Origin of the sequence: Blautia sp. AF17-9LB (genome assembly GCF_003479185.1) — a bacterium.
In the GTDB taxonomy this organism is placed as follows: Bacteria; Bacillota; Clostridia; order Lachnospirales; family Lachnospiraceae; genus Fusicatenibacter; species Fusicatenibacter saccharivorans.
In genome coordinates, this window is sequence record NZ_QUGU01000007.1 from 164,824 (window position 1) to 187,885 (window position 23,062).

Consider the following 23,062-nt stretch of genomic DNA (forward strand, 5'->3'; position numbering starts at 1 on the left):
AAAATGACGGCAGGGCAGGAAAGGCAGACACACAAAAAAGCAGAAATCAAAAGCTTCCAAGAGAGAAAAAACAAAAGAAAACAAAAGAAAACAAAAGAAAACAAAAGAAAACAAAAGGAGGAATATATGATGTTTGATTGTGGTTTACAAAACATTTTCCAGCTGAAAAGCGGACAGTCCCGTTCTATTAACTGGGAAAACCGGAATGGAGAAAAAGGAAAAGGCGGCATGGCATCCAGCGATCTTGGTCCGTCCAGAAAAGGTTCCCCGTGTATCCCGAAAATAGAAGCAGGAGAGACCGTAACACTTGGTGAGATCCAGGGAGAAGGCATCATTCAGCACATCTGGATCACCGTCACAGACCGTACCAGTGAACGTAACCGTTATGTTCTGCGGGATCTTGTTCTGCGCATGTACTGGGATGACGAAGAAGATCCATCCGTGGAATGCCCGCTTGGCGATTTCTTCTGCTGCGGCTTCGGTGTTTCCTACCAGGTAAACTCCGTCCCGATTGCTGTCAATCCGACCCGTGGTTTCAACAGCTATTTCCCGATGCCGTTCCGTAAAAACGCCCGTATTACCATTGAAAATCAGTGTGATGAGCCGATTCCGGCCTTCTTTTATCAGATCGACTATTGCCTGACAACGGTTCCGGAGGATGCTGCCTATTTCCATGCCCAGTGGCGTCGTCAGCGCATAACGGAAAAGGCAAAAGACTACGTTGTCCTCGACAACATCAAAGGGAAAGGCCAGTACGTTGGAACGTATCTTGCACTTACCAGCCTCGAACGCTACTGGTACGGAGAAGGTGAGATGAAATTCTACATCGATGGAGACAAGGATTATCCAACCATCTGCGGAACCGGAACAGAAGATTACTTCGGTGGTGCCTGGAGCTTTGCAACACAGCAAAATGGCCAAACCGTTGAAAATCAGTACTGCACTCCGTATCTTGGATATCCTTACTACTCTACCCACGATACCTTCCTTCATAATGATTACCACAATGATGATCAGATGCCACAGCGCAGCTTCTACCGCTGGCATCTTCTTGATCCCATCCTTTTTGAGAAGGATCTTAAGGTAACCTTGCAGCAGATTGGTGTCAGTCACGGAGGCCTCTTTGAACGTCAGGATGATGTCGCTACCACAGCTTACTGGTACCAGACGCATCCTCATGTACCATTCGCGCCACTCATGTCCAGAAAAGAGCGCTGGCCAAGATGATTTTTGACGCTTTTCCTATTTTATATGTTTCATGACGTTGCATATCGGCTGCAAGAGTCCGTTCCGAACAAATCCGCTTCCAACGAATTTGTCCGGAAAAGGGCTCTTTCTTTTTTTATATGGTATTCAAAAAGCGATCCGGATTACAGAGGTCCGTCTTTTCACAAACCTTTCACATTTTCCGTCCATTCTTTAAGGTTCCTTTAAAGTTTCCTCATTATACTTAAAAATGTAAAAAACATTTCCGGAAGTAAATCAAACGAAAGGATCAATCGATTATGATGCAAAGCCAACAGATTCCCATGACCTTCCAACGGTATGAAACAAAATACATGCTTTCCCCGATCATGGCTCGCAAGCTTCGCAAGAGCCTTCCGGGTCATCTGCAGATGGATAAATACGGCCTTGATACCATCTGCAGCCTCTATTACGATACCCCGGATCACCAGCTTATCCGCCGTTCGCTGGAAAAACCCGTCTACAAAGAAAAACTGCGACTCCGCAGTTATGGTCCGGTCAAAGAGACCAGCCCCATATACGTAGAACTAAAGAAAAAATATGAAGGAATCGTCTACAAACGCCGCGAGCGCATGATATTATCAGAAGCGGTTCCCTATCTTGCGGGAAAATCAGAACCGGGCTTCGACAGCCAGATTCTCCACGAAATCACTTGGTTTCGCAACTACTACCGGGGGCTTGCTCCCGTTATGTACATCGCCTACGACCGCATCGCCTGCTTCGGCACGGAAGACAGGAACTTTCGTGTTACCTTAGACACCAATATCCGATGGCGTACCGACAATCTGTGTCTTGACGGTCCAACGGAAGGAACCAGGCTTTTAGAACCAGGCTGGTATCTCATGGAGGTGAAAACACCAGGTGCTGTGCCCCTATGGTTCAGCAAAATTCTGGATGATCTTGCAATCTATCCGGCATCATTTTCTAAATACGGCTTTGCCTATCAGATCGAAAATCAGAAAGCATCAGAAGAAAAAGCTCTCATACCATTCACAGATATCCGGCAAACCGTATCAAAAACAGCATTCCGTTAGCTGAATCAGGTAAGTCCTCTGCGGCCATTGCGAAAAGCAAGAAGCAGTGGGTGGACTCACAGCTTGCGAAAAGCCTTTTTCAAACATAATCTGCTTCACAAAAAAAGAAAATGTAACTATTCAGAGCCATGCAAAATAGAAGAAAAATCGCGAATCATGCTTGCATGAATGAGCGGTTTTTCTGGAACTTCATATGGCGAGAAGTAACATCGCGATGTAGCGTAAGCGGAATCGAGATGGGGATCTGAATAGACAAGAAAATAAAAAAAATCTGGGAGGAATTTGCTATGCTTAACGCAATATTCAGTTCCGTTTTTACAGAAACAACCGCCGCCTTCACCTTTGGTCAGTTCCTTGCTTGCACAGCAGTGTCTCTGATTCTGGGACTGTTGATCGCTGCTGTTTACAGGTACAAAAGCGAATGCACCAAAAGCTTTGCTGTCACGCTTGTTCTGATGCCTGTGATCGTACAGAGGGTGATCATGCTCGTCAATGGAAATCTTGGAACCGGAGTCCCTTGATTATACCAGTGTTTTTGACGATATCTTTGCCAGGTATCTGACCCGTTGCGAGCTTGTACAGGTAAAAACCACGAATATGGGAAGTCTTTTCAAGCTGGAGTATCGCATCGTATTCCGCGAGGAAGGCGAAGAGAAAAACATGATTGACCAGCTCCGCTGCAGAAACGGAAACCTTGAAATCCTGTGTAGTCGTGCGCAGACCGGAAGGGAGGAATTATAATGAATCGAAACAGAAAGAAAAAAAACAGAAAAAAAGAGACCGGCGCAGTCGTCAGCCTGCTTCTTGCATCATCGCTGGCCTTCGGCGGATGCGGCACAGCAGTGACATCAGCCAGCTTTGTCAATACCGAATCCGCCAGTACAGAGTCAACCGGCGAAACATCTGCCGACAACGCGGCGGCCACATCAGAGAGCACAGCTTCGGAAAATGCAATGGAAAGTGCTTCCGATATTAATTTTGACCTGGAACTGACCGAATCCACTATCGACACCGAATTCACAGACCGTGAGAAGAGCGGAAGCTATAAAGCATTAGAAGCCGTAAAAATTACACTTAATAAGACGACAGCTACCGTCTCCGGCAGCGGAGCCAAAGCAGACGGCAGCACAATTACCATCACGGAAGAAGGTGTTTACGTCGTAAGCGGAACACTTGAGGATGGCCAGATTATCGTAGATGCATCCGATTCCGACAAGGTTCAGATCGTACTCGATGGAGTCCATATCAACTGTGAGACAAATGCTGCCATCTACGTTCGCGAAGCGGACAAAGTTTTCATCACGCTTGCCAAAAACAGCAGCAACACGCTTGGCGGTGGAAACGAGTACACTCAGATTGACGACAACACGGTAGACGGCGTTATCTTCTCCAAATCAGATCTTGTCTGCAACGGGACAGGAAGTCTGACCATCGAGGCAGACTACAAGCACGGGATTGTATCCAAAGATGACCTTGTGATTACCGGCGGAACCTACAAAATCGCCGCTGCGGACAACGGGATCACAGCCAAAGATCAGATTAAAATTCTGGATGGAAGCTTTGATATTGATGCTGCAAACAGTGCGGTCAAAGCGAAGAATACGGATGACACAGAGCTTGGAAATATCTATATTGCCGGTGGAATTTTTACGATCGAGGCGGAACAGGACGGCTTCCATGCAACCGGCAGCATTGTTGTCGATGACGGAACCATCACCGTAAACTCCGGTGATGACGGTTTCCATGCGGATCTCGACACCGTCATTCATGGCGGAACGATCCTTGTTGAAAAAAGCTACGAAGGACTGGAAGGAAAACGCGTTGTGGTCAATGGTGGTGACATTACCGTAAATGCCAGCGACGATGGCGCCAATGCTGCCGGTTCCGGTGACGATGACAGCAATGCCGCAAGCTCAAACGACGATAGCAGTGCTGTCGTAAACTCCGGTGATGATAGCAGCATATCCGGTACGGCAGACGGAAAGGAACCTCCGCAAATGCCGCCTGATACAGAAAACGGCAGCGATATGCAGCCATCGCAGGACTTCGATCCGGAGAACGCTCCGTCTGGCGGAAATGCGCCGCAGGACTTCGATCCGGGGAATGCTCCTTCTGACGGCGATGCTCCACAGATGATGCAGGGAGGCCCCGGCGGCGGGGGAAACTCTGAGCTTTACATTAAAATTACCGGCGGAACCCTGACCGTATCTGCCGATGGTGATGGTCTTGATTCCAACGGCGGTCTTCTCGTGACCGGCGGAACCACGATCGTGTACGGGCCGACCAGCGATGGTGACAGTGCCCTCGATTACGACGGAAGTGCAATTGTGACCGGCGGAACCTTAGCTGCTATCGGCAGTGCCGGCATGACGGAAAGCTTCGACGAAGCTTCCACCCAGCCCGTTATCACCTATTACTGTACGGAAACCCAGTCCGCTGACACTGCCATCACACTGACAGACAGCGATGGAAGTGCCCTCTTCACGGTCACACCCGAAAAAGCCTACGCCAGCATCGTTTTGACCTGCCCAGAAATGAAACTGGGCGCAACGTATACTCTGGCTGCCGGTACCGACAACGAAGAGATCACCCTCACGGACATCATCACCACCGCCGGAACCCGGTCTGTTAAAACGATGAGCGATCCCGAAGGTGGAAAAATGCCAAATAACAGCGACAACAAAGGAATTCCGCCTTCAAAACCAAGCAACACGGCTGAGTGAACCGTTATAGTTCATTCAGCACCGGAACATTTGCTGTTCCGGTGCGTAAGAAAGTGATTCTACCGTGGCTGTCTTCCTACTTCCAATTTACCGTATTCTGTGCTAAAATAACCTCACAAGAAAAGAGGTAGAAAAATCATGTATGATAAACTGACCGAAAACGATATTAAAAAAATGCAGGAAGAAATCGACTACCGCAAACTGGTTGTCCGTCCAAAAGAACTCGAGGCTGTAAAAGAAGCCCGTGCCCAGGGCGATCTCAGCGAAAACTTTGAATACAAAGCTGCCAAACAGGACAAAAACCGCAACGAAAGCCGCATCCGCTATCTGGAAAAAATGATCAAAACCGCTCACGTTATTTCAGATACCTCAAAGGACGACGAAGTCGGCATCAACAATACCGTCCAGGTTTACATCGAAGAAGATGATGAGACAGAAACCTACAAACTTGTCACCACCGTTCGTGGTAATTCTCTCAAAGGATACGTCAGTATCGACTCGCCATTAGGAAAAGCCATTCTGGGTCATAAAGTCGGCGACCGCGTCACTGTAAAAGTAAGCGATGCCTATAGTTATGATCTCATCATCAAATCCATCGAAAACACTGCGGATACCGATGATGAACTCCGCAGCTATTAAAGGACAGAAAGAAAGGAAAATACCAGTCATGGAAAAAATTGCAAGCTTTACGATCGACCATATCAAACTTAAACCAGGCGTCTACGTTTCAAGAAAAGATCACGTAGGTGACAGTGTCATCACAACCTTCGACCTGCGCATGACATCTCCAAACGATGAGCCTGTTATGAATACCGCTGAGGTTCACACCATCGAGCATCTTGGCGCAACGTTCCTTCGCAATCACGAAGAATGGAAAGATAAAACCGTATATTTTGGTCCAATGGGCTGCCGTACAGGATTTTACCTGCTGTTGGCCGGTGATTACAGCTCGAAAGATATCGTTTCACTCGTAATAGAAATGTATGAATTTATCCGCGATTTCAAGGGCGAAGTCCCGGGTGCATCCCCGAAAGACTGCGGAAACTATCTGGATATGAATCTGTCCATGGCAAATTACCTTGGCAAAAAATACCTGGATGAGGTTTTGTACGGAATTGATGAATCCCGTCTCGTCTATCCGGAATAAATTCTAAAAATGGTAACTATTCAGCGCCATGCAATTTCGCATGGCTCTGAATAGTTACAAAAAATGAAAGAAAACAGGGGGAAACAGAGTATGAGAACCATGGAAAACGAAAACCTGCGCGTGCAGATCAGCGATCACGGCGCAGAACTTAGCAGCATCTACGATAAAGCGGCTGACCGTGAGGCAGTCTGGATCGGCGATCCGGCCTTCTGGAACCGCCACGCACCGGTCCTGTTCCCGTTCGTCGGAAAAGTAAACGGCGGCTTCTACACCCATAAAGGAGTCAAATACCCGATGGGCCAGCACGGTTTCGCCCGCGACAACGAATTCGAGTGCATCGAAAACACCGAAAACAAAACAGTACACCGCCTGGTATCGACCGAAGAAACAAAAAAAGTCTACCCGTTCGATTTTGCCTTCACCGTAACCCAGGAACTCTCCGGCAGAACCCTGACCATCACCTGGAACGTAGAAAACACCGGTGATGATGACATGTACTTCTCCGTCGGCGGACATCCTGCATTCATGATTCCGGAACAGTATGACATCGTCTTCAACAAAGGCCTGGAAAACCACACCGAGACCGAACTCGAATACGTCCTGATCGACCCGGAAACAGCAGGCGTCGATGTCGCACATCCGAGAAAACTGAAACTTCAGGACGGCAGAATCCCGTACACCAGAACCCTTTTCGACGAGGACGCCCTGATCTTCGACAACACCCAGGTCGAGCGCGTCGGCGTAGAAGTGGATGGAAAACCGTATGTCACTCTCACCTGCAAAGGCTTCCCGAGCGTCGGCGTATGGTCCAAGCCAAAAGCAGATGCCCCGTTCGTGTGCCTCGAGCCATGGATCGGCCGCTGCGACAACGTCGGCTTTGACGGCGAATTAAAAGACAAATACGGCGAACAGCACCTGAAAGCCGGGGAAACCTTCCAGGCAGGCTACACCATCACCATCGGAGAATAAGGACCCGAAAAAAAGAAAAACCTCCGAAGTACAGCGAAAAGAACACGATTCCTGTACTTCAGGGGTTGAAATTTTACGGTTTCTTTACTATAATTAGCATCAAACCCAAAAAACGCATGTAGTTCATCATGCACAGAAGAAAAAACAGGAGGGAACGTTCTTGAAAAGAGAAACGGTTATCGTACTTGATTTTGGCGGTCAGTACAATCAGTTAATTGCAAGACGTGTACGTGAGTGCAACGTTTACTGTGAGATTTATTCTTACAAAACAGACATCGAAAAGATCAAAGAAATTCAGCCGAAAGGTATTATCTTCACCGGCGGCCCGAACAGCGCATATCTGCCGGATTCCCCGACTTATACAAAAGAAATTTTTGAACTTGGAATCCCGATCCTCGGCATCTGCTACGGATCACAGCTGATGATGCATCTGCTCGGCGGAAAAGTAGAAGTAGCACCGGTCAGAGAATATGGAAAAATTGAGGTAACCGTAGATACCAGTTCCGCACTGTTTGAGAACGTATCCGAAAAAACCATCTGCTGGATGAGCCACAACGACTACATCTCCAAAGCAGCTCCGGGATTCGAAATCATCGCCCATACGGATGACTGTCCGGTAGCAGCCGTTGCAAACGTAGAGAAAAACCTCTATGCAACCCAGTTCCATCCAGAAGTTCTGCACACCAAAGAAGGAAAGAAAATGCTTTCCAACTTTGTATACAATGTCTGCCGCTGCGCCGGCGACTGGCACATGGACTCCTTCGTAGAAGAATCCATCAAAGCTATCCGCGAAAAAGTAGGCGACGGAAAAGTCCTCTGCGCACTGTCCGGCGGAGTCGATTCCTCCGTAGCAGCTGTTATGCTTTCCAAAGCAGTCGGAAACCAGCTGACCTGCGTATTCGTAGATCACGGCCTGCTGCGTAAAAACGAGGGCGATGAAGTAGAAGCAGTCTTCGGACCGGACGGCCCATACGACCTGAATTTCATCCGCGTCAACGCACAGGAGCGTTTCTATGCAAAATTAAAAGGCGTAGAAGAGCCGGAGAGAAAACGTAAAATCATCGGCGAAGAGTTCATCCGCGTCTTCGAAGAAGAAGCAAAGAAAATTGGTGCTGTAGACTTCCTGGTACAGGGAACCATCTACCCAGACGTTGTAGAGAGCGGCGTCGGCGGAGAATCCACCGTCATCAAATCCCATCATAACGTTGGAGGACTGCCGGACTACGTAGATTTCAAAGAAATCATCGAGCCGCTGCGCAACCTCTTCAAAGACGAAGTAAGAAAAGCCGGCCTTGAGCTTGGCATCCCGGAATACCTCGTATTCCGTCAGCCATTCCCGGGCCCGGGACTTGGCATCCGTATCATCGGCGAAGTAACCGCCGAGAAAGTCAAAATGGTACAGGACGCCGACGCGATCTGGCGCGAAGAAATCGACAAAGCCGGAATCGCCCACGAAATCGGCCAGTACTTCGCAGCCCTGACCAACATGCGTTCCGTTGGAGTCATGGGAGATGAAAGAACGTATGATTATGCTATCGCCCTCCGTGCCGTAACCACTACCGATTTCATGACAGCCGAAAGCGCAGAAATTCCGTGGGATGTCATCGGAAAAACAACGAGCAGAATTGTAAATGAAGTAAAACACATCAATCGCGTTATGTATGATTGCACAGGAAAACCACCGGCAACCATCGAGTTTGAATAATCCACACAATCATAAAATTCCAGTATTTATGCGGGTTACAAGCAAATTTGCTTAGTGCTTGGCAACAAAATGGCAACATTTTGTGATTATTCAAGAGATAAAAATTTTATTTCATAACGTATATAAAGAAACCTTACTGATTTTCAGAAGTAAAAAACTGAATATCGGTAAGGTTTTCTTTTTTTCTTAATTTTCTTTTTTAGTCAATTCTTTTACGAGGTAATCACTCAATTCCTGAGAGGGTACCTTGGCACGTTTCTGGTAAGTATCCAGTTCCGGGTACTTATATCTCCATTTATCATATTCTTCCTTGCTGATTTCAACGTTTTCCAGTTTGTCAGCTTGTTCCATCCATGCACGAAGCATTTCATCGACAGATGAGCCGGGAGCCGATATGGAAGAGTCAAGGCAAAGATGAGGCTGTCCATCTACATTTTTTACCTTCAGCCCATACATATCTTCCAGTGCAAATAGTGTATGCATCAGACCTATGCGAGTATCAATATCTGGAACTGTTAAGGCATGAGTATTGATATCAAAGATCTGAGACATTTGTTTTACAAGATCAATCTTAGGAACTCTGGCTTCAGATTCATACTGAGCCATGCGGACATCTGAGGTTTTTTCTTTGAATCCCAGTTGTTCTCCGAGTTGTTTTTGTGTCATGCCTTTGCGGTTGCGAAAATATTTGATACGTTGTCCGATTGCCATTTTTGTTTGCCTCCTTATAGTGGTCATTCGTGTTGCCATAATTAATTGTGATAGAAAATAAAACAATTCTGTTTAGGTTCAGTATAGCATGAGCAATTTCGGATAGCAAGAAGAACTTAAACAAAAGAATTTAATATTCGCATGAAATCGCTTGACTTAAATTAAAATGTTTAGTATCATGCAAATGTAGTAACTTAAACAAAATGCGTTAATGTAGGAAGGAGAGATGAGATGTGACGAACAGAACTTTTATGACAGTAGAAGAAGTTGCAGCGGAACTGGGAGTTTCCAAGTCTTATGCTTATAAGATTGTCAAACAATTAAATGATGAATTACAGAAGCTGGGTTATCTTACGGTAGCTGGCAGAGTAAACACCAATTATTTCCGCAAAAAAGTATGTTACAGCGAAGTGTAAGAGAGAGGAGAATTTGTATGAGTATTTACAAAGATAATGTCACTGGGAAGTGGCGAGTGGTTTATCGGTATACCGACTGGACAGGGAAAACGAAACAGACTTCAAAACGAGGATTTCCTACGAAGCGAGAAGCGCAGATGTGGGAACACGAACAAATGTTAAAGCATGATGCAAAACTGGATATGACTTTCGCAAGTTTTTATGAAATCTATGTAGAAGATAAAAAGGAACGAATCCGGGATAACACATGGGGAACTAAGAATAATATTGCCAGAACAAAAATTCTTCCATACTTTGGGGAGAGAAAGATTGCAGAAATTGAACCAAAAGATGTGATTGCATGGCAGAATCATTTGCTTGCATTTAAGAGAGCGAATGGAAAAGGGTATTCTGCTTCATATCTGCGGAAAATCCACAGCCAGTTAAGTGCCATTTTCAATCATGCGGTTGATTTTTATCATTTGCCTTCTAATCCGGCACAGAAAGCTGGAAATATAGCAATAGAGGAATATAAGGAAATGTTGTTCTGGACGAAAGAAGAGTATTTGAAATTTGCAGATGTGATGATGGATAAACCAGTTTCTTACTACGCTTTTGAAATGCTTTACTGGTGTGGTATCCGTGAAGGAGAGTTGCTTGCCCTGACACCAGCGGATTTTGACTTTACAACGCATACACTACGAATTAACAAATCATATCAAAGATTAAACCGGGAAGATGTGATTACCCCACCAAAGACATTTAAAAGTAACAGATTTATCAAGATGCCACAATTTATATGTGATGAGATGCAGGATTATATGGAAATGCTTTACGGTCTGAAGGAAGACGAAAGAATTTTCACAATTTCCAAATCTTATCTGCATCATGAAATGAACAGAGGATCAAAAGTATCTGGTGTGAAACGAATTCGAGTGCATGATTTGAGACACCCGTATGTCAAGCCCACGACAAAAAATTTATAACTTTTTTTGCAGTTTTTCGGGCAGCTTCATAGCTGCCCATAGCTGTTTCAAATGGGTGTTCACGGTTATACTTCCTTTTCGGATTCCTTAGTTTCTAAGAAATCCTGTGTTGCATATTCAATCTCAATCCGATCTCCTGGAAAGACGTAAACTTTATTGATAAGCCGGTCAATCAGAGCTTTTGTCAGCATGTTGGCGTTTCCGACTTTCTGCACAATTTCCTGTTGTTTCAGCTTAATCTCATAATCACTTTTTATCTGCTTTGTCTGTGCAGTGATGACAGCATGAACATTTTTGGCTTGTACCAGTTCCGTGTCATAAACCGCTTTTCGTGTCCGATAGGTTTCCAAATCAATCTCTCCGAGTGCATACTGCTCATAAAGATACCGCTTGCTATCTTGAATAGAACGGAGTTTTTCTTCATGTTCGGCCTGCTGGACTGTCTGCAAATCCAATTTATCCTTATTGCTATCAATTCCCAATGCCGGACACATTTGAGCCCGAATTGTTTCAAATACAACCTGCTCCAGATCTGCCATCTTTATGCGCACACCATGACAAGGAAGCGTTTCAGCCACCTCGGAATGACGGCAATAAAACCACGCACCATTTCGTAGAGACATTGCATGATCGCAGCATCCGCAGAATACCTTACCACGGAGCAGATAATCACGCGGCTTTTTATTTGACAGAGAGAAACGCTTAATTGAAGCATTGGCTCTCTCAAATAGATCCACACTTACAATAGCCGGATGATGGTTCGGGATTTTGAACCACTCACTTTCATCCTTTAACTGTGTATGTCGGCTGCCAATCTCTTTTACCTTTCTCTTGCCAATTACATAGGTACCGATATATCTTTGATCTTCTAAAATACGCAGAACCGTTGATGTACTCCAAACGCCGTTTGTTCGGGAAACATTGTAATAGGCCTTGCCTTTAAGTTTGCGATATTCCCCAGGGGTGGGGATATTCATGGCATACAATTTTCTTGTGATCTCGGCTGCGGTGTTGCCTTCAGACGCCCATTGAAATATCATCTGCACATTCGGGGCAACATCCTCGTCCGGTTCCATACGTCCGTCTGCACTCTTGCGATAGCCGTAAGGACAGATGACACTCTGATATTCCCCACGACGCATCTTTGCGTATTTTGCACTTTGGATTTTCATGGACATATCCCGGCTATACCACTCGCTGATAAGATACTTGAAAGCAATATCAATCCCTCCGGTATCACCTTTGAAATTAGCTGTGTCAAAATCATCACTGACGGAAATAAAACGGGTGTGATAAAGAGGAAATACCCGCTCAATAAAATAGCCGGTTTCAATGCTGTTACGTCCAAATCGGGAAAGGTCTTTTACAATAATACAGTTGATTTTTCCGGCCTGAACCATTGTTAAAAGTTCCTGCACCGCCGGACGCTCAAAGTTTGTCCCCGTATGACCGTTGTCAATAAATTCCAAAATCTCGCTGTCATCCCATTCCGGCAGAGACATAGCTTTTTCACGAAGAATCAGTTTTTGATTTGGTATGCTCAAACTTTCAGTTTTGAAATCTTCCACAGAAAGACGGATATAAAGGGCAATCACATAGTTGCGCACGGTTCCACCGCCTTTCCCTGAAATTCATTTTTGAAACGGAAGGTCACATGAATATTCCGCTCGTGGTCTATCTCAATTCGTTCAATGAGCCGTTCGATCAGTTCTACAGTCAGTACGTGATCCTGTGCCAGTGTTTTTGCATCCTTTTCCATTGCACGGTATCTGGCAAGCTGGTTGTCCAGAGAGTCCATAGATTTTTCAAATACTTCAATCTCACCAGACAGAGCATTGATAGCATGTTCATAATCCGCTTTCAATTCAAAGTATTCGTCATTTGTCAAAATACCCTGCACAAAATTTTCATATAGGCCACGGATCAGCCGGCGTGTTTTTTCAATTTCCTGCCGTTTGGCCGACATCTGAATTTTCAGCTTATCTTTTTCCTGTTTTTGTCTTGTCTCCAACTGAAAGAGTGGCAGCGACATTCCCAGCGCAACTGTCAGCTCTTTTTCAAGAATAGCCGTAACAGTAGAAATCAGTTCTTTCTCTTGTATCATCGCACCTTTGCAGCTATCTTTTTCTACCCGGCTGTTTGTAAGGCAGTGGAACCAGTAAGTGTCGGGTCCTTTCCGGCGCTCGGCGCGTTGCCTGTGAAGGCTTCTGCCACAATCAGCACAGAACACTTTACCTTTGAAAATGTTTGGTGTGTAGGGACGTTTTGGAGTTGCTTTGCTTTCTTCACAGATCTGTTTTCTGTATTCCTGAACTGCATTAAACAACTCATGGCTGATGATCGGTTCATGGGTGCATTTTGCAATAATCAGATTATCTTCTCCAGCCTTGACCTGCTGATGATCTACAATCTTTGTTTTTCCTTGCACCAGATCGCCTGTATAAACTTCGCTTTCTAAGATTTTCATCACTGTGCGGGTCTGCCATTTGCCACTTCCGATCAGTCCCGGACTGGTAATCTCGCCAGTGGTCTTTTTATAATGGCTCGGTGCCGGAATTCCCATCTCATTTAGATTGCGGACAATCCGGTTCAGTGCCACATGCTCATGTGCCCATTCAAAAATCTGTTTTACCACAGGGGCAGTATTTTCATCAATCAGAAGTTTATGGCAATTATCCGGGTCTTTCCTGTAACCGTAAGGCGCCCGTGCACCAATATAGTCGCCATCTTTCATAGCCTGCCGCGCCTGTGCTTTGATTTTTCGTCCAATGTCCAGAGCATAGGCTTCATTGATCATATTTTTCAAAGGCAGCATGATACCACCATGAAGATTTCCGGAATCCGCTGTGTCAAACTGATCCGTAACAGCAATGAAGCGAACATTATGAGCATGGAAATACTGTTCGATATAATAACCTGTGTCAATAGAATTTCGCCCTAATCGGGAAAGATCCTTAACAATCACACAGTTAATGTGGCCTGCTTCAATATCAGATAGCATTTGCTGAAATCCAGGGCGGTGAAAATTTGTCCCTGTCGCTCCGTTGTCGATATAAGTATCATACACAACGAAGTCCGGTTTATCCGAAAGAAAGTCATTCAGTACCAGTTTTTGGTTTTCTACTGAGCAACCCCGCTTTTTGTTATCCTCCACAGAAAGACGGATATACAGAGCCACATGTACATACAAAGATGGTGCCGGCATAGGAGCTGCCGTCTGTTTTCTGCTTTTTCTTGCCATTTAGCTCACCATCCTTTCTTCATTTTTTGTAGCAATCTGTTCAGCCAAAGAGATTGCTTTCTGATATTCATCCTGGTAATTAAATTCAATATGCAGTTCATCTTTACCCATTACCCGTATGCTTCGGATAAGCTGCATGACTGCCCGGCGGTCAATATCCTCCATAGTAGAAAATTTCATAAAATGGTTGATCCAACGGTTTCGTTCGCTTCGGTTTTCCAATACATCTGTAAGTTTATCGTTCCATTCAGCGATTGCCTTTTGGAACAGTTCAATATCTGCATTGTATTTTCGCTTATAAGAGAGAAATTCTTCCTTTGTCAGAATTCCACTCACCAGATTTTCATAGAGTTTTGCCTTAAAGCCCTCGGTCTGTGCCACACGCTTTTCATTTACTCTGATCTGTGCGGCATATTCCTGCGCCAATTCCCGGTTGATCCGTTCCTGACTGATACTGGACAGCAGGGCATCCAGAGAAGCAACATTTTCAATATGTCCTTTCAAACTGTCCTGCACACATTCAATCAGATCCGACTCTTTCAGCATGACCGACGATGTGCAGCCATTCTTTTTGCCGGTCGGGCAGTAATAATAGTGATACTCTTTGTCTTTATAGCGGTTCGTCTTGCGGGTCATACGGCAGCCACAGCATCCGCAGATCAAAATACCGGAAAACAGGTAAACCTTATCCGATTTGGGAGAAGTCCTTGTGTCAATCCTGCGGAGCCGTTGCACCAGATCAAAATCGTGCTTTTGTATGATCGCTTCATGGGTTCCCTCCACACGAATCCATTCCGAAGAAGGTTTGTCCTCACGCTCTTTTAATTTGAAATGGGGCGTTGTCTGTTTGCCCTGGACCAGTGTTCCGGTGTAAGTTTCATCCTGCAAAATGCGGATGATTGTAGTTGCAGACCATTTGCAATCCTTTCGGTCTGTATAGCCACCTTTTGCATGAGGCATTCCGTGATTGCGCTTATACGCTAAAGGCGAAAGAATTCCTAATCGGTTCAGTTCATCCGCTATATGGGAAGCGCTGAATCCCTCCAGCCGTTTTCTGAAAATATCCCTCACAACATTAGCAGCATATTCGTCTACTTCCAAGCTCTTGTGTTTATCGCCGACTTTCACATAACCATAAATGGTAAAAGCACCTACAAAATCCCCGCTGCGCCGTTTTACTTCCAGGGCGCTCCGTGTCTTAACGGAAATATCCCGACAGTAAGCCTCATTCATAATGTTTTTGACAGAAACCGTGAGATCATCGGCAGCGTCATTTTCCGTGTCCACATTATCGTTAATTGCGATAAAACGCACTCCATAGGCTGGAAATACCCTGCGCATATAACGGCCTGTTTCTATGTACTCACGACCTAAGCGGGAGAGGTCTTTGACAATCACGCAGTTAGCTTCGCCTTGTTCGATCATCCGCATCATTTCCTGAAATGCCGGGCGATCAAACAAAACACCACTATAACCATCGTCAATTTTTTCTGCCACAACCTCAATTTCCGGGTGTCGGGCTATGTAGTCATCGATCAGGCGCCGCTGGTTAGCAACGCTGTCACTTTCTACTGTTTTATCATCCGTATAAGAAAGACGGATGTACTTAATCGCTTTGTAAACCTGCATAAAAAAACACTCCTTTCGTTGCACAGAAAAATCCCCGCAATTCAAGAAGTGTGGTTATGCCATATTCAATTCCTTTTCCGATTCTTATTCTACCATGCTTTTACGGAAAAGTCAGCCCCTTTCTTAAAATTGCACCTATCGCAAAATACCCTTGATACATTCTTCCAGGGTAGCACCTTCAGCAGAAAAGCTGGCCTGTACAGTAAAACGCCCACACTTAAAATGGTATGGATTTTTGATTTGCTGAACGAATTCTGCAATCCGTTCATCACGGGAAAGTTCTTTGTTGACAGAGACATCCCGAATGTCTACCAGTGTACCCACTTCACTGACAATGGTATTCAATTCCATAGTATCAACTCCCTTCTGAAAACTGTGTTATCAAAACCACATGAATAGGTCGGATCTATGGTTATTACACACATAAATCCGGCCCATTATATCTGATTTCGATTTTACTGCCGTATTTGCCACGCACCCCGGCAAGTCCTTCTGTAATAAGGACGGGGCTGTTACAGGCTGCGGGTAGCGTCACCGCATCATAGTCCCGCATACGCCGCCGCTTTGCCAGAGCAAGCAAACGCCGCAGGAACTCTCCCCAAGTCTTTAGGAAGCTGTGAAGAAGTACCATTATGATCTGCGTCGTTATCGCGTCCGGCCTGCCACAGCCGGTTTCGTAGGTTGCGTTTATCGCTCGGACAGCCTGGATCCATCACCTCCTTAGGCCGCCTGTCACCGCGCCGCCCCATCTGCCGCTCGGAACACAGAATGAAGTACCTGTAACAGCGTATATTCGGTTGTCAAGGAACAAGCAAGGGGCATGGCAGACAAATTGATATTGCAGTTGGGGTGGGAGGATGTATATGCTTCCTTACCACACCCGTCCAGCTTGTCCCGCCGAATATGTCCCTCTACTATTCAGTACATTTTTAGGGGCAAAGTTGCCGTCTGTTATAAAATTTCTTTGAAATATTTTTCCAGACTACGCAATCCGGCTTCGATAGAACGGGTGATCCGGCTTTTGTGTGTTCCTTCCGCTTTGGCAATATCTGCTTTGCTCATGCCAAGAAAAAAGTGTGCATAGATTCGTTGGCGCTGCTTTACCGGAAGTTTGGAAAGACCTTTATAAATCAACTCCGTCATTTGGCGCTGTTCCCAAATTTCTGCCGGGTTAAGAGGCTTTTGCAATATCTCACGCTCAATACCTTCGTCTCGATCCAGAGAGTAAAATGCTTTATAGCGGTATGTACGAATCCGATAGGCTTCTTCCAACAACATATATTCCCGAAGCAACAAAGCAACTTCATCCGGCACCTCAACGATCATGTCCTGTGTATAATACGGGTAATAATCCCGAAGATTGATTTTCTTCATAGTAATTTCCTCCAATTTCGATGTTTGAGTTGATGGCAAAAATCGAAATCAGAGGGTGGGCTGCGGCAGCGATAAGGTCTAAGTCTCTTTCTGATTAAAAAAAGGGTACAAAAAAGCGCGCCCGTACAAAGAACAGGCGCGCCAAAGCAGCAGTATGAAATTTTTCCGGGAGGTTGACAGCGAAAATGCTCAAACTTTGTCGAAACCAAAAACGCCGCAATCCATACGAGCTGGACTACGACGTATAGGTGACTGAATGTAAAGCAGTTTATCTGCAGATCTGTGTTGCATAGACGCATAGGCATTTCCTCCCATCAAGGAGGAACCTGAATCGGCTGCTTGATACCTCCTTGGGAGAAAATTATATCGGTTATGTTTCCTTTATCAGTCCGCAGATATTCGCTTTTTACTCTTTATATTCGCAATTTTCTACATATTCCGCTCTTAGAATATATGCTGCAAAAAGCAAGCCCACAAGGGGAAACAACACCTTGTGGGCTCATGTTATAGATGTTCAAATTTATAGCCGATCCCGGCGACACTCTCAATATAGTTTGGAAGATCCGGTTCAAAGCGCAACTTCTTACGCAGCTTACTTATATGATTATGAATCGCTTTTCTCGAATAGAAATCACAATCCTCTTTCCAAACCAAATCGGTAATCAGTTCGTAAGTAAAAACACGTTTGGGATTGGCAATGAGCAATGCCAGTATATCAAACTCCTTACTTGTCAGGTTGATCATCCGTTCCCTAACCCTGACAGTGCGGTGTTCCAGGCATAGATAAAGCTCGCCTTCCTGTATTTCTGTTAGAGGATTTTTCTTTGCTGCGAAGGAAGTGTGACAGGAATTGAATACCGTTCCATGACAGGCTCCTTGTTCCAAAATATATTGCATTAGAGCATTCTTTTGTTCCTCGTTAAGAAGCAGAAATAACTTTTCTCCGATCTGCTTGCCGGATTCTTCTATATCAAAAACAGCTAATGTCCCATCACATCATCACCTCCGTATTTTAATAAATTTATTGATTAGAGTTCAATTCTTGCTTTCGATGGCTTATCTTCACAATAGATAACTTTAATCGTTGTTCCCTTGTCAGGGACTTTGTTTCCTGCGCCAATCCATTTTCGGCAGATGTAATCTTTGCCGTCTATCGTATATTTGACCTTGATAGTATGCGGAAAGGCTGCGCCATCCATCGCATGAACGCGGGCAGGTTTACGATTCACTTTTAACCACCATTGTTTTATAACTGAAATTACAGTTCCCATTGTTTCTTTTTCCATAAGTTATACCTCCAATGATATTTTTGATTGATGATACCTATTTTCTATTCAGCCTTTTCTTTGTTTGTAGTAAAAGCGGAACGCTGCTGCGCCGGTGGCCGCCAACTGTACCAGAATCAGCACAGCAAACAGACCGAAGCTCTCATAGTAGAACAGTTCATCCCAAAAATATAGTCTGTTCAAATGATGCCATTTATTGTATTCTAAATTTGTAGGTAAGCTGAACGGGTAACTTACCAAGGGATAGCGGCAACAGATGTCTATCTAACCATACTACCATTGAGATCGAAAAGTATGAATTGAAGAGTACAATAATAGGGTTGATTGAGGATCAACTTTTATTTTTTGTACCTTCATGTTAGAAGCCGTTGTGGACTATTACCTAAAAATAATAGATATAACACAAAGAGAATTATTCAATCTGTCCAAGCATAACAGGAAGGAAAAGATTGAAATTCCATAGGTAGTGGCTTCGTTGACGCGACTAAGTTCAATACGGAAAAATCGGTCTGCAGGTGTGTCAAACAGAAGACACTATTTTTTTATATCTGAGACCGATTGTTTCCGATACAATTTATGGAACATTCAGCACATCATGGACAAACCAAGTCTGAGCCGTGACCATAATGGCAAATGTGCAAATAGCAAAGAGAAGTACTTCAGCCACAGCATTGACACGGCTGGATTGAAGTTGCTTTTTCAGATTGGCAGGCAAGATTCTTGACAGCAGACAATAAACTAAAAATCCAATACAGGCTCCAGCGGTATTTGTCATCAAGTCATTGATGTCGGAAGAACCCCAGCCAAACATCTGGACAATTTCAACAGCCAAAGAAAACAGAAAGCCAGTCAATGCAACCGTCTTCATGTGATGATATTTCTTGTACAGCAGCGGCAGGAAAAATCCCAACGGGACAAACAGAATAATATTCAGAATGGTATCAATTGGCCCAGTTATCATACCGATAAATGGAGTCCAAGAAATGTTCGGGCGAAAGGTCATTGTGCTTGTAAAGCCGATGCCTGTGACGGTCAAAAGTCCGAATAAATAATAACCAAAAACAAACACTGCAGCGGTATGGAGAAAACTTTGTGTTCTCCCCAATTTTTTGAGCCACAAGAAATACAGTACGAAGACTGGAACCATAAACACATACCCACTAATTGAGCGGATGAGAATATCAGAAATTGGTATCATTATTATCTCCTTGTCAAATTCAAATTTATTGCCCATTCCAGCATTGAGCATTTTCTCATAAAGCAAACAGAATACTGTCATTAGTAACGACGGTATTCCCATAATGCTAATCGTAAGTCTAATTGTTCAATGTCGATTAGACATTCACTTTTACATTTTGGACAAAAGAGAGGAAAATTTTTAAGTACGGTATCTTCCCGAATTTTGTCGCGTGTTTTATTCCCGCAGACTGGGCAGCGGATGAACTCTGTTTTCTCCATATTGTTCACTCCGAATTGCGATCATTCTTTTTCTTATCCCGATATTTCCGTATGAGTTTATTACGGATAGGAACGCCAACACCAAGCAAAAGCACAACTGCCAAAATTGTGAAATCCATACAATCACCTCACATTTCTTTGTTCTTCATAATCCGAATGGACAAGAAGATCGAAACCGCATACATCACGACAATAGCAAAAACCGCAAGGAAAACGAGAAGTATCGGAGAAGATTCAACGACTGAAATAATTGATTTCCCGATGGCTGGCATTTTAGAGAGAAGAAGTAAAGTCACCAAAAAACCGGCCACTGGAATATACATAAATACCCGTCCTTTGATTGAACCGTACTTGTAATATCCCGGAATCTGGAACACGGTATAGAGTGCAAATAAGAATACTCCTGCAATAGCGGCAGTTACAATGTCAAATACGCCAACTGTTTCACCCAGCACTTTCAAGACAAGCGGCTGTGCAATCAAAGAAATAATCAAGGAAAGAAGCCCCATTGCAAGGACGAAAACATAGCGTCCGATCACAAGCTCGCTTTTCCGAACAGGTAAAATACCAAACAGCCGATCCATGCTGTTTTTTTCTGTGATGGAAAAGGTATATCCCGTCGTCATAGCAATAAAGCACATGGCAAATGATACCCCTGTCAGCAAAGAACGGTTGATTGCGGCAAACACAATCGGCAGAAGCAGGGTAAAGCAAATCGTCTTAAAATATGGTTTTACCAATGCAATATCTAATTTTGTGGATTTCAAAATATTACTCATAATCGTCACCTTTCTTGCTTGTAAACACTACAATTTCATCAATAGTGGCAGGCTCAACGGTCAGGTTAGGGAAACCGCTAATATTTTCGGTTTTCATCAGCGCCTCAAATCCCGTAGGGAATGTACGAATACCAGCCGCCTTATTTTTCAGATCATCGGACAGTTCCTCAATTCCACCTTTTACAATGCGGAACATATCTACAAAATCATCTTTGCTGCCAGTAAAGAACAACTCGCCATAACTGATGTAGGTAATATAATCGGCTGCACGCTCCAAATCGCCTGTGATATGGGTGGAGAACAAAACACTATGTTCGCCATCTTCAATATACTCCGAAAGAATTTTCAAAAGTTCATCTCTGGAAACCGGGTCAAGTCCACTGGTCGGTTCGTCAAGGATCAGCAGTTTTGCGTCGTATGAAAACGCACAGGCAAGCATTAACTTCATCTGCATACCTTTGGAAAGTTCTTTTACCTTTTGGGTTGGTGCAATGTGAAATTTCCGTAACATATCCGCAAATTTCTGGCTGTCCCAATTTGGATAAAATACCGAAATAGACTTTTCAACCTGCGACACTTTCCAATCATCACTGAAATAATTTGTATCGAAAACAACGCCAAGCTCTGATTTTACTTTTTGTTCTTCTGCGATATTATCCAGCCCCATCACTTTGACTGTGCCGCCGGTGCGCTTGAGCATATTCAAAATCAGTTTGATTGTCGTTGTTTTGCCAGAACCATTCGGGCCGATCAAGCCCATAATATATCCCTTTGGCAAAGTAAAGCTGATATTGTGAAGTTGAAAAGAATCAAAAGATTTTGAAAGATTCGTTACCTCTAAATAATTAGTCATCTGTTTTTACCTCCGTTAAAATGTCCAAAAGGCGATGTAATTCCTCTGTGGATAGATTTGCCATTCTTGCAGCTTTTATTGCTTCGGTGAGATTGTTTTCTACTTTGCAAATAAGCTGCTCCTTAATCAGTTCTGAACCAGACCCCATTACGAAACATCCACGCCCCTGCACATTTTTAACAAAGCCCTCTTGCTCTAATTCTGTGTATGCCTTTGTCACTGTTAAGACGCTGATCTTTAAGTCTTTGGCAAGTGTTCTAAGGGAGGGCAAAGTTTCTTCGGCTTGAAGCTCGCCAGATAAAATAGCCGCCTTGATCTGCTGTTTAATCTGCTCGTATATGGGGACGCCAGATACATTTGAAATAATCAGTTTCATTGCTGCATCCTCCGTGTGTTTTAACTGTTGTGCTGTTATGTATAACAGTATAACACGAAATTTTTCAAAAAGCAATATAGTTTAAGAAAAGTTCATAATAGCAAAAATTGGTCGGGACAATAAATTTACTGTCCTGACCAATTTCTCATAAAAAAGCGTCTATCCTGTCCACTACAAAGACATATTTTTATATGTGTAACGATCTCATTCCACAAAGAACAGAACCCGCCGGATCAGCTCCGGGATATTGACCGGGGCGGTGATATAGTCGTTCACGCCCTCATGCCGGTATTCATATTCCGTGGCAGGGTCGTTGTTCTCGGTGAGGATAAAGAACGGCAGAAGCCGGACATGGGGATTCTTCATTTGGAACATCCCCGCCACCCGCCGTAGCGTATGAAACAGCTCCATTGCTGTGCCGTCCGGCAGTTCCAGATCGCACAAGATCAGTTCTATTTCCTTATCCTCAAAAATCCGGCGCTTGGCTTCCCAAATCGAGGAAACCAGAATCAGGTCAAAGCCCTTTTGTAGCATAGCAGCCCGCAGCACTTCGGCGCTGGTATCTTCTGCATAGACAAAGAGCAGCTTGTGAAAAGTCGGGGCCTTTTCGCCGGATAACTGCCGGTAGGCGTATTCCACCAGCTTATCTTGTAGTAGCAGTCCTTTCATTTTGTCCATGCACAGCGTCGCGCCCCGGCGCATAGCCTCCTGTTCGTAGTCGTCCTTGTCATGGCAGGACGCCAGAACAAAAGGCAGCTCCTTGTCTGCGGCCCGCACCTCGTCCAGAAAGTCCATGCCAGAACCATCCGGCAGGTCGAGATCACAGCAGACCACCAGCGGCATTTCCTCTTGGATGGCGGCCCGCGCTTCTTTCAGCGTACAAGCCGTTTTCACCGGGTAGCCCCGGTGCTGTAAGTATATTTTCAGACACCATGTATAGGTGTCGCTGTCGTCGATCAGCAGTATCTTTTTCATGTGTCCTCACCCCCAATATTGATTTACCACAAGCATAAACTACAAATGTTACACAAATGTCCGAGGTGCCTTTGATTTCGACAGAAAAACAGGCTGAATTGTTACAACGCTCGGACATTTCAAAAATTTTTTTGAGAAATGGCGAAAAAAGCGGGGCAGCACACGCCGCCCCGCCG

At 44.6% G+C, this 23,062-nt stretch carries 26 protein-coding genes; 11 read left to right on the forward strand and 15 right to left on the reverse strand.

The annotated features are described in order from the left end of the window. Positions 1–129: 129 nt before the first annotated feature. The 9 genes from DWX00_RS09535 to guaA all read left to right on the forward strand — a co-directional run bounded on the left by DWX00_RS09535 (position 130) and on the right by guaA (position 8,823). Positions 130–1,227, forward strand: coding sequence for a glycoside hydrolase family 172 protein (locus tag DWX00_RS09535; RefSeq protein ID WP_055227238.1), 1,098 nt, complete (start codon positions 130–132; stop codon positions 1,225–1,227). A 278-nt stretch (positions 1,228–1,505) separates the two neighbouring features. After that, positions 1,506–2,279: a polyphosphate polymerase domain-containing protein gene (locus tag DWX00_RS09540; protein WP_118595114.1), complete on the forward strand. Its 774-nt coding sequence runs from the start codon at positions 1,506–1,508 to the stop codon at positions 2,277–2,279. Between the two features lie 287 nt (positions 2,280–2,566). Then, positions 2,567–2,800: a hypothetical protein gene (locus tag DWX00_RS20710; RefSeq protein WP_330410108.1), complete on the forward strand. Its 234-nt coding sequence runs from the start codon at positions 2,567–2,569 to the stop codon at positions 2,798–2,800. Continuing rightward, entirely contained in the window at positions 2,772–3,020 is a 249-nt protein-coding gene (locus tag DWX00_RS20715; protein WP_330410107.1) for a hypothetical protein, read from the forward strand. The genes DWX00_RS20710 and DWX00_RS20715 overlap by 29 nt, the downstream gene beginning before the upstream one ends. Then, positions 3,020–5,002: a carbohydrate-binding domain-containing protein gene (locus DWX00_RS09550; protein WP_118595115.1), complete on the forward strand. Its 1,983-nt coding sequence runs from the start codon at positions 3,020–3,022 to the stop codon at positions 5,000–5,002. Before DWX00_RS20715 ends, DWX00_RS09550 begins: the two co-directional genes overlap by 1 nt. A 138-nt stretch (positions 5,003–5,140) precedes the next feature. Further along, entirely contained in the window at positions 5,141–5,641 is a 501-nt protein-coding gene (locus tag DWX00_RS09555) for a GreA/GreB family elongation factor (protein WP_022462124.1), read from the forward strand. 28 nt (positions 5,642–5,669) lie between these two features. Further along, positions 5,670–6,149: an S-ribosylhomocysteine lyase gene (locus DWX00_RS09560; RefSeq protein WP_118595116.1), complete on the forward strand. Its 480-nt coding sequence runs from the start codon at positions 5,670–5,672 to the stop codon at positions 6,147–6,149. A gap of 90 nt (positions 6,150–6,239) precedes the next feature. Beyond that, positions 6,240–7,118: an aldose 1-epimerase family protein gene (locus DWX00_RS09565; RefSeq protein ID WP_055218725.1), complete on the forward strand. Its 879-nt coding sequence runs from the start codon at positions 6,240–6,242 to the stop codon at positions 7,116–7,118. Positions 7,119–7,278: 160 nt separating this feature from the next. Then, positions 7,279–8,823, forward strand: a complete 1,545-nt coding sequence (guaA, locus tag DWX00_RS09570) for a glutamine-hydrolyzing GMP synthase (protein WP_117801446.1) — start codon at positions 7,279–7,281, stop codon at positions 8,821–8,823. Between the two features lie 186 nt (positions 8,824–9,009). On the opposite strand, the gene DWX00_RS09575 is transcribed toward guaA, so the two are convergent. Next, entirely contained in the window at positions 9,010–9,534 is a 525-nt protein-coding gene (locus tag DWX00_RS09575; protein WP_118595117.1) for a helix-turn-helix domain-containing protein, read from the reverse strand. Between the two features lie 233 nt (positions 9,535–9,767). Here DWX00_RS09575 and DWX00_RS09580 point away from each other — a divergent pair, with 233 nt between their 5' ends. Together DWX00_RS09580 and DWX00_RS09585 are read left to right on the forward strand one after the other, a co-directional pair. After that, the gene (locus tag DWX00_RS09580; protein WP_026650251.1) at positions 9,768–9,950 is read left to right on the forward strand and encodes a transcriptional regulator; all 183 of its coding nucleotides are present in this window, start codon (positions 9,768–9,770) and stop codon (positions 9,948–9,950) included. 17 nt (positions 9,951–9,967) lie between these two features. Next, a complete protein-coding gene (locus DWX00_RS09585) occupies positions 9,968–10,915 on the forward strand; it encodes a tyrosine-type recombinase/integrase (protein ID WP_243037993.1) in 948 nt (315 codons plus the stop codon). A 65-nt stretch (positions 10,916–10,980) separates the two neighbouring features. Here DWX00_RS09585 and DWX00_RS09590 read toward each other — a convergent pair whose 3' ends face one another. The 14 genes from DWX00_RS09590 to DWX00_RS09655 form a co-directional block, all read right to left on the reverse strand. Next, a complete protein-coding gene (locus DWX00_RS09590) occupies positions 10,981–12,522 on the reverse strand; it encodes a recombinase family protein (RefSeq protein WP_118427045.1) in 1,542 nt (513 codons plus the stop codon). Next, entirely contained in the window at positions 12,507–14,156 is a 1,650-nt protein-coding gene (locus DWX00_RS09595) for a recombinase family protein (RefSeq protein ID WP_118174147.1), read from the reverse strand. The genes DWX00_RS09590 and DWX00_RS09595 overlap by 16 nt, the downstream gene beginning before the upstream one ends. Further along, entirely contained in the window at positions 14,157–15,785 is a 1,629-nt protein-coding gene (locus DWX00_RS09600) for a recombinase family protein (RefSeq protein WP_117468927.1), read from the reverse strand. Between the two features lie 135 nt (positions 15,786–15,920). Continuing rightward, complete coding sequence (locus DWX00_RS09605; protein ID WP_005361189.1) at positions 15,921–16,136, reverse strand: DUF6870 family protein; 216 nt, start codon at positions 16,134–16,136, stop codon at positions 15,921–15,923. A gap of 600 nt (positions 16,137–16,736) precedes the next feature. Next, complete coding sequence (locus DWX00_RS09615; protein ID WP_015542925.1) at positions 16,737–17,159, reverse strand: hypothetical protein; 423 nt, start codon at positions 17,157–17,159, stop codon at positions 16,737–16,739. Positions 17,160–17,663: 504 nt separating this feature from the next. Beyond that, on the reverse strand, positions 17,664–18,056 hold the full coding sequence (locus DWX00_RS09620) for a winged helix-turn-helix domain-containing protein (protein WP_055201467.1): 393 nt from the start codon (positions 18,054–18,056) through the stop codon (positions 17,664–17,666). Positions 18,057–18,187: 131 nt separating this feature from the next. Next, positions 18,188–18,445, reverse strand: a complete 258-nt coding sequence (locus tag DWX00_RS09625) for a DUF3592 domain-containing protein (protein WP_071441246.1) — start codon at positions 18,443–18,445, stop codon at positions 18,188–18,190. A 48-nt stretch (positions 18,446–18,493) separates the two neighbouring features. Further along, a complete protein-coding gene (locus DWX00_RS20305; RefSeq protein ID WP_256186109.1) occupies positions 18,494–18,628 on the reverse strand; it encodes a hypothetical protein in 135 nt (44 codons plus the stop codon). Positions 18,629–19,019: 391 nt separating this feature from the next. Further along, entirely contained in the window at positions 19,020–19,643 is a 624-nt protein-coding gene (locus DWX00_RS09630; protein ID WP_025580950.1) for a VanZ family protein, read from the reverse strand. A gap of 80 nt (positions 19,644–19,723) precedes the next feature. Further along, a complete protein-coding gene (locus tag DWX00_RS09635) occupies positions 19,724–19,903 on the reverse strand; it encodes a cysteine-rich KTR domain-containing protein (RefSeq protein ID WP_074021989.1) in 180 nt (59 codons plus the stop codon). Between the two features lie 128 nt (positions 19,904–20,031). Then, the gene (locus DWX00_RS09640; protein WP_006861334.1) at positions 20,032–20,682 is read right to left on the reverse strand and encodes an ABC-2 transporter permease; all 651 of its coding nucleotides are present in this window, start codon (positions 20,680–20,682) and stop codon (positions 20,032–20,034) included. Next, entirely contained in the window at positions 20,675–21,535 is an 861-nt protein-coding gene (locus DWX00_RS09645; protein WP_118595118.1) for an ABC transporter ATP-binding protein, read from the reverse strand. Before DWX00_RS09645 ends, DWX00_RS09640 begins: the two co-directional genes overlap by 8 nt. Further along, positions 21,528–21,911, reverse strand: coding sequence for a GntR family transcriptional regulator (locus DWX00_RS09650; protein WP_002578893.1), 384 nt, complete (start codon positions 21,909–21,911; stop codon positions 21,528–21,530). The genes DWX00_RS09645 and DWX00_RS09650 overlap by 8 nt, the downstream gene beginning before the upstream one ends. A gap of 204 nt (positions 21,912–22,115) precedes the next feature. Next, positions 22,116–22,886 carry a response regulator gene (locus tag DWX00_RS09655; RefSeq protein WP_117686262.1) on the reverse strand — a complete coding sequence of 257 codons (771 nt, stop codon included), beginning with the start codon at positions 22,884–22,886 and terminating at the stop codon, positions 22,116–22,118. Between the last annotated feature and the right edge of the window lie 176 nt (positions 22,887–23,062).

Coding starts and splice junctions, on each gene's coding strand:
- DWX00_RS09535 (WP_055227238.1), top strand. CDS start 130: ATGTTTGATTGTGGTTTACAAAACATTTTCCAGCTGAAAAGCGGACAG.
- DWX00_RS09540 (WP_118595114.1), top strand. CDS start 1,506: ATGATGCAAAGCCAACAGATTCCCATGACCTTCCAACGGTATGAAACA.
- DWX00_RS20710 (WP_330410108.1), top strand. CDS start 2,567: ATGCTTAACGCAATATTCAGTTCCGTTTTTACAGAAACAACCGCCGCC.
- DWX00_RS20715 (WP_330410107.1), top strand. CDS start 2,772: ATGGAAATCTTGGAACCGGAGTCCCTTGATTATACCAGTGTTTTTGAC.
- DWX00_RS09550 (WP_118595115.1), top strand. CDS start 3,020: ATGAATCGAAACAGAAAGAAAAAAAACAGAAAAAAAGAGACCGGCGCA.
- DWX00_RS09555 (WP_022462124.1), top strand. CDS start 5,141: ATGTATGATAAACTGACCGAAAACGATATTAAAAAAATGCAGGAAGAA.
- DWX00_RS09560 (WP_118595116.1), top strand. CDS start 5,670: ATGGAAAAAATTGCAAGCTTTACGATCGACCATATCAAACTTAAACCA.
- DWX00_RS09565 (WP_055218725.1), top strand. CDS start 6,240: ATGAGAACCATGGAAAACGAAAACCTGCGCGTGCAGATCAGCGATCAC.
- DWX00_RS09575 (WP_118595117.1), bottom strand. CDS start 9,534: ATGGCAATCGGACAACGTATCAAATATTTTCGCAACCGCAAAGGCATG.
- DWX00_RS09585 (WP_243037993.1), top strand. CDS start 9,968: ATGAGTATTTACAAAGATAATGTCACTGGGAAGTGGCGAGTGGTTTAT.
- DWX00_RS09595 (WP_118174147.1), bottom strand. CDS start 14,156: ATGGCAAGAAAAAGCAGAAAACAGACGGCAGCTCCTATGCCGGCACCA.
- DWX00_RS09600 (WP_117468927.1), bottom strand. CDS start 15,785: ATGCAGGTTTACAAAGCGATTAAGTACATCCGTCTTTCTTATACGGAT.
- DWX00_RS09605 (WP_005361189.1), bottom strand. CDS start 16,136: ATGGAATTGAATACCATTGTCAGTGAAGTGGGTACACTGGTAGACATT.
- DWX00_RS09615 (WP_015542925.1), bottom strand. CDS start 17,159: ATGAAGAAAATCAATCTTCGGGATTATTACCCGTATTATACACAGGAC.
- DWX00_RS09620 (WP_055201467.1), bottom strand. CDS start 18,056: ATGCAATATATTTTGGAACAAGGAGCCTGTCATGGAACGGTATTCAAT.
- DWX00_RS09625 (WP_071441246.1), bottom strand. CDS start 18,445: ATGGAAAAAGAAACAATGGGAACTGTAATTTCAGTTATAAAACAATGG.
- DWX00_RS09630 (WP_025580950.1), bottom strand. CDS start 19,643: ATGATACCAATTTCTGATATTCTCATCCGCTCAATTAGTGGGTATGTG.
- DWX00_RS09635 (WP_074021989.1), bottom strand. CDS start 19,903: ATGGAGAAAACAGAGTTCATCCGCTGCCCAGTCTGCGGGAATAAAACA.
- DWX00_RS09640 (WP_006861334.1), bottom strand. CDS start 20,682: ATGAGTAATATTTTGAAATCCACAAAATTAGATATTGCATTGGTAAAA.
- DWX00_RS09645 (WP_118595118.1), bottom strand. CDS start 21,535: ATGACTAATTATTTAGAGGTAACGAATCTTTCAAAATCTTTTGATTCT.
- DWX00_RS09650 (WP_002578893.1), bottom strand. CDS start 21,911: ATGAAACTGATTATTTCAAATGTATCTGGCGTCCCCATATACGAGCAG.
- DWX00_RS09655 (WP_117686262.1), bottom strand. CDS start 22,886: ATGAAAAAGATACTGCTGATCGACGACAGCGACACCTATACATGGTGT.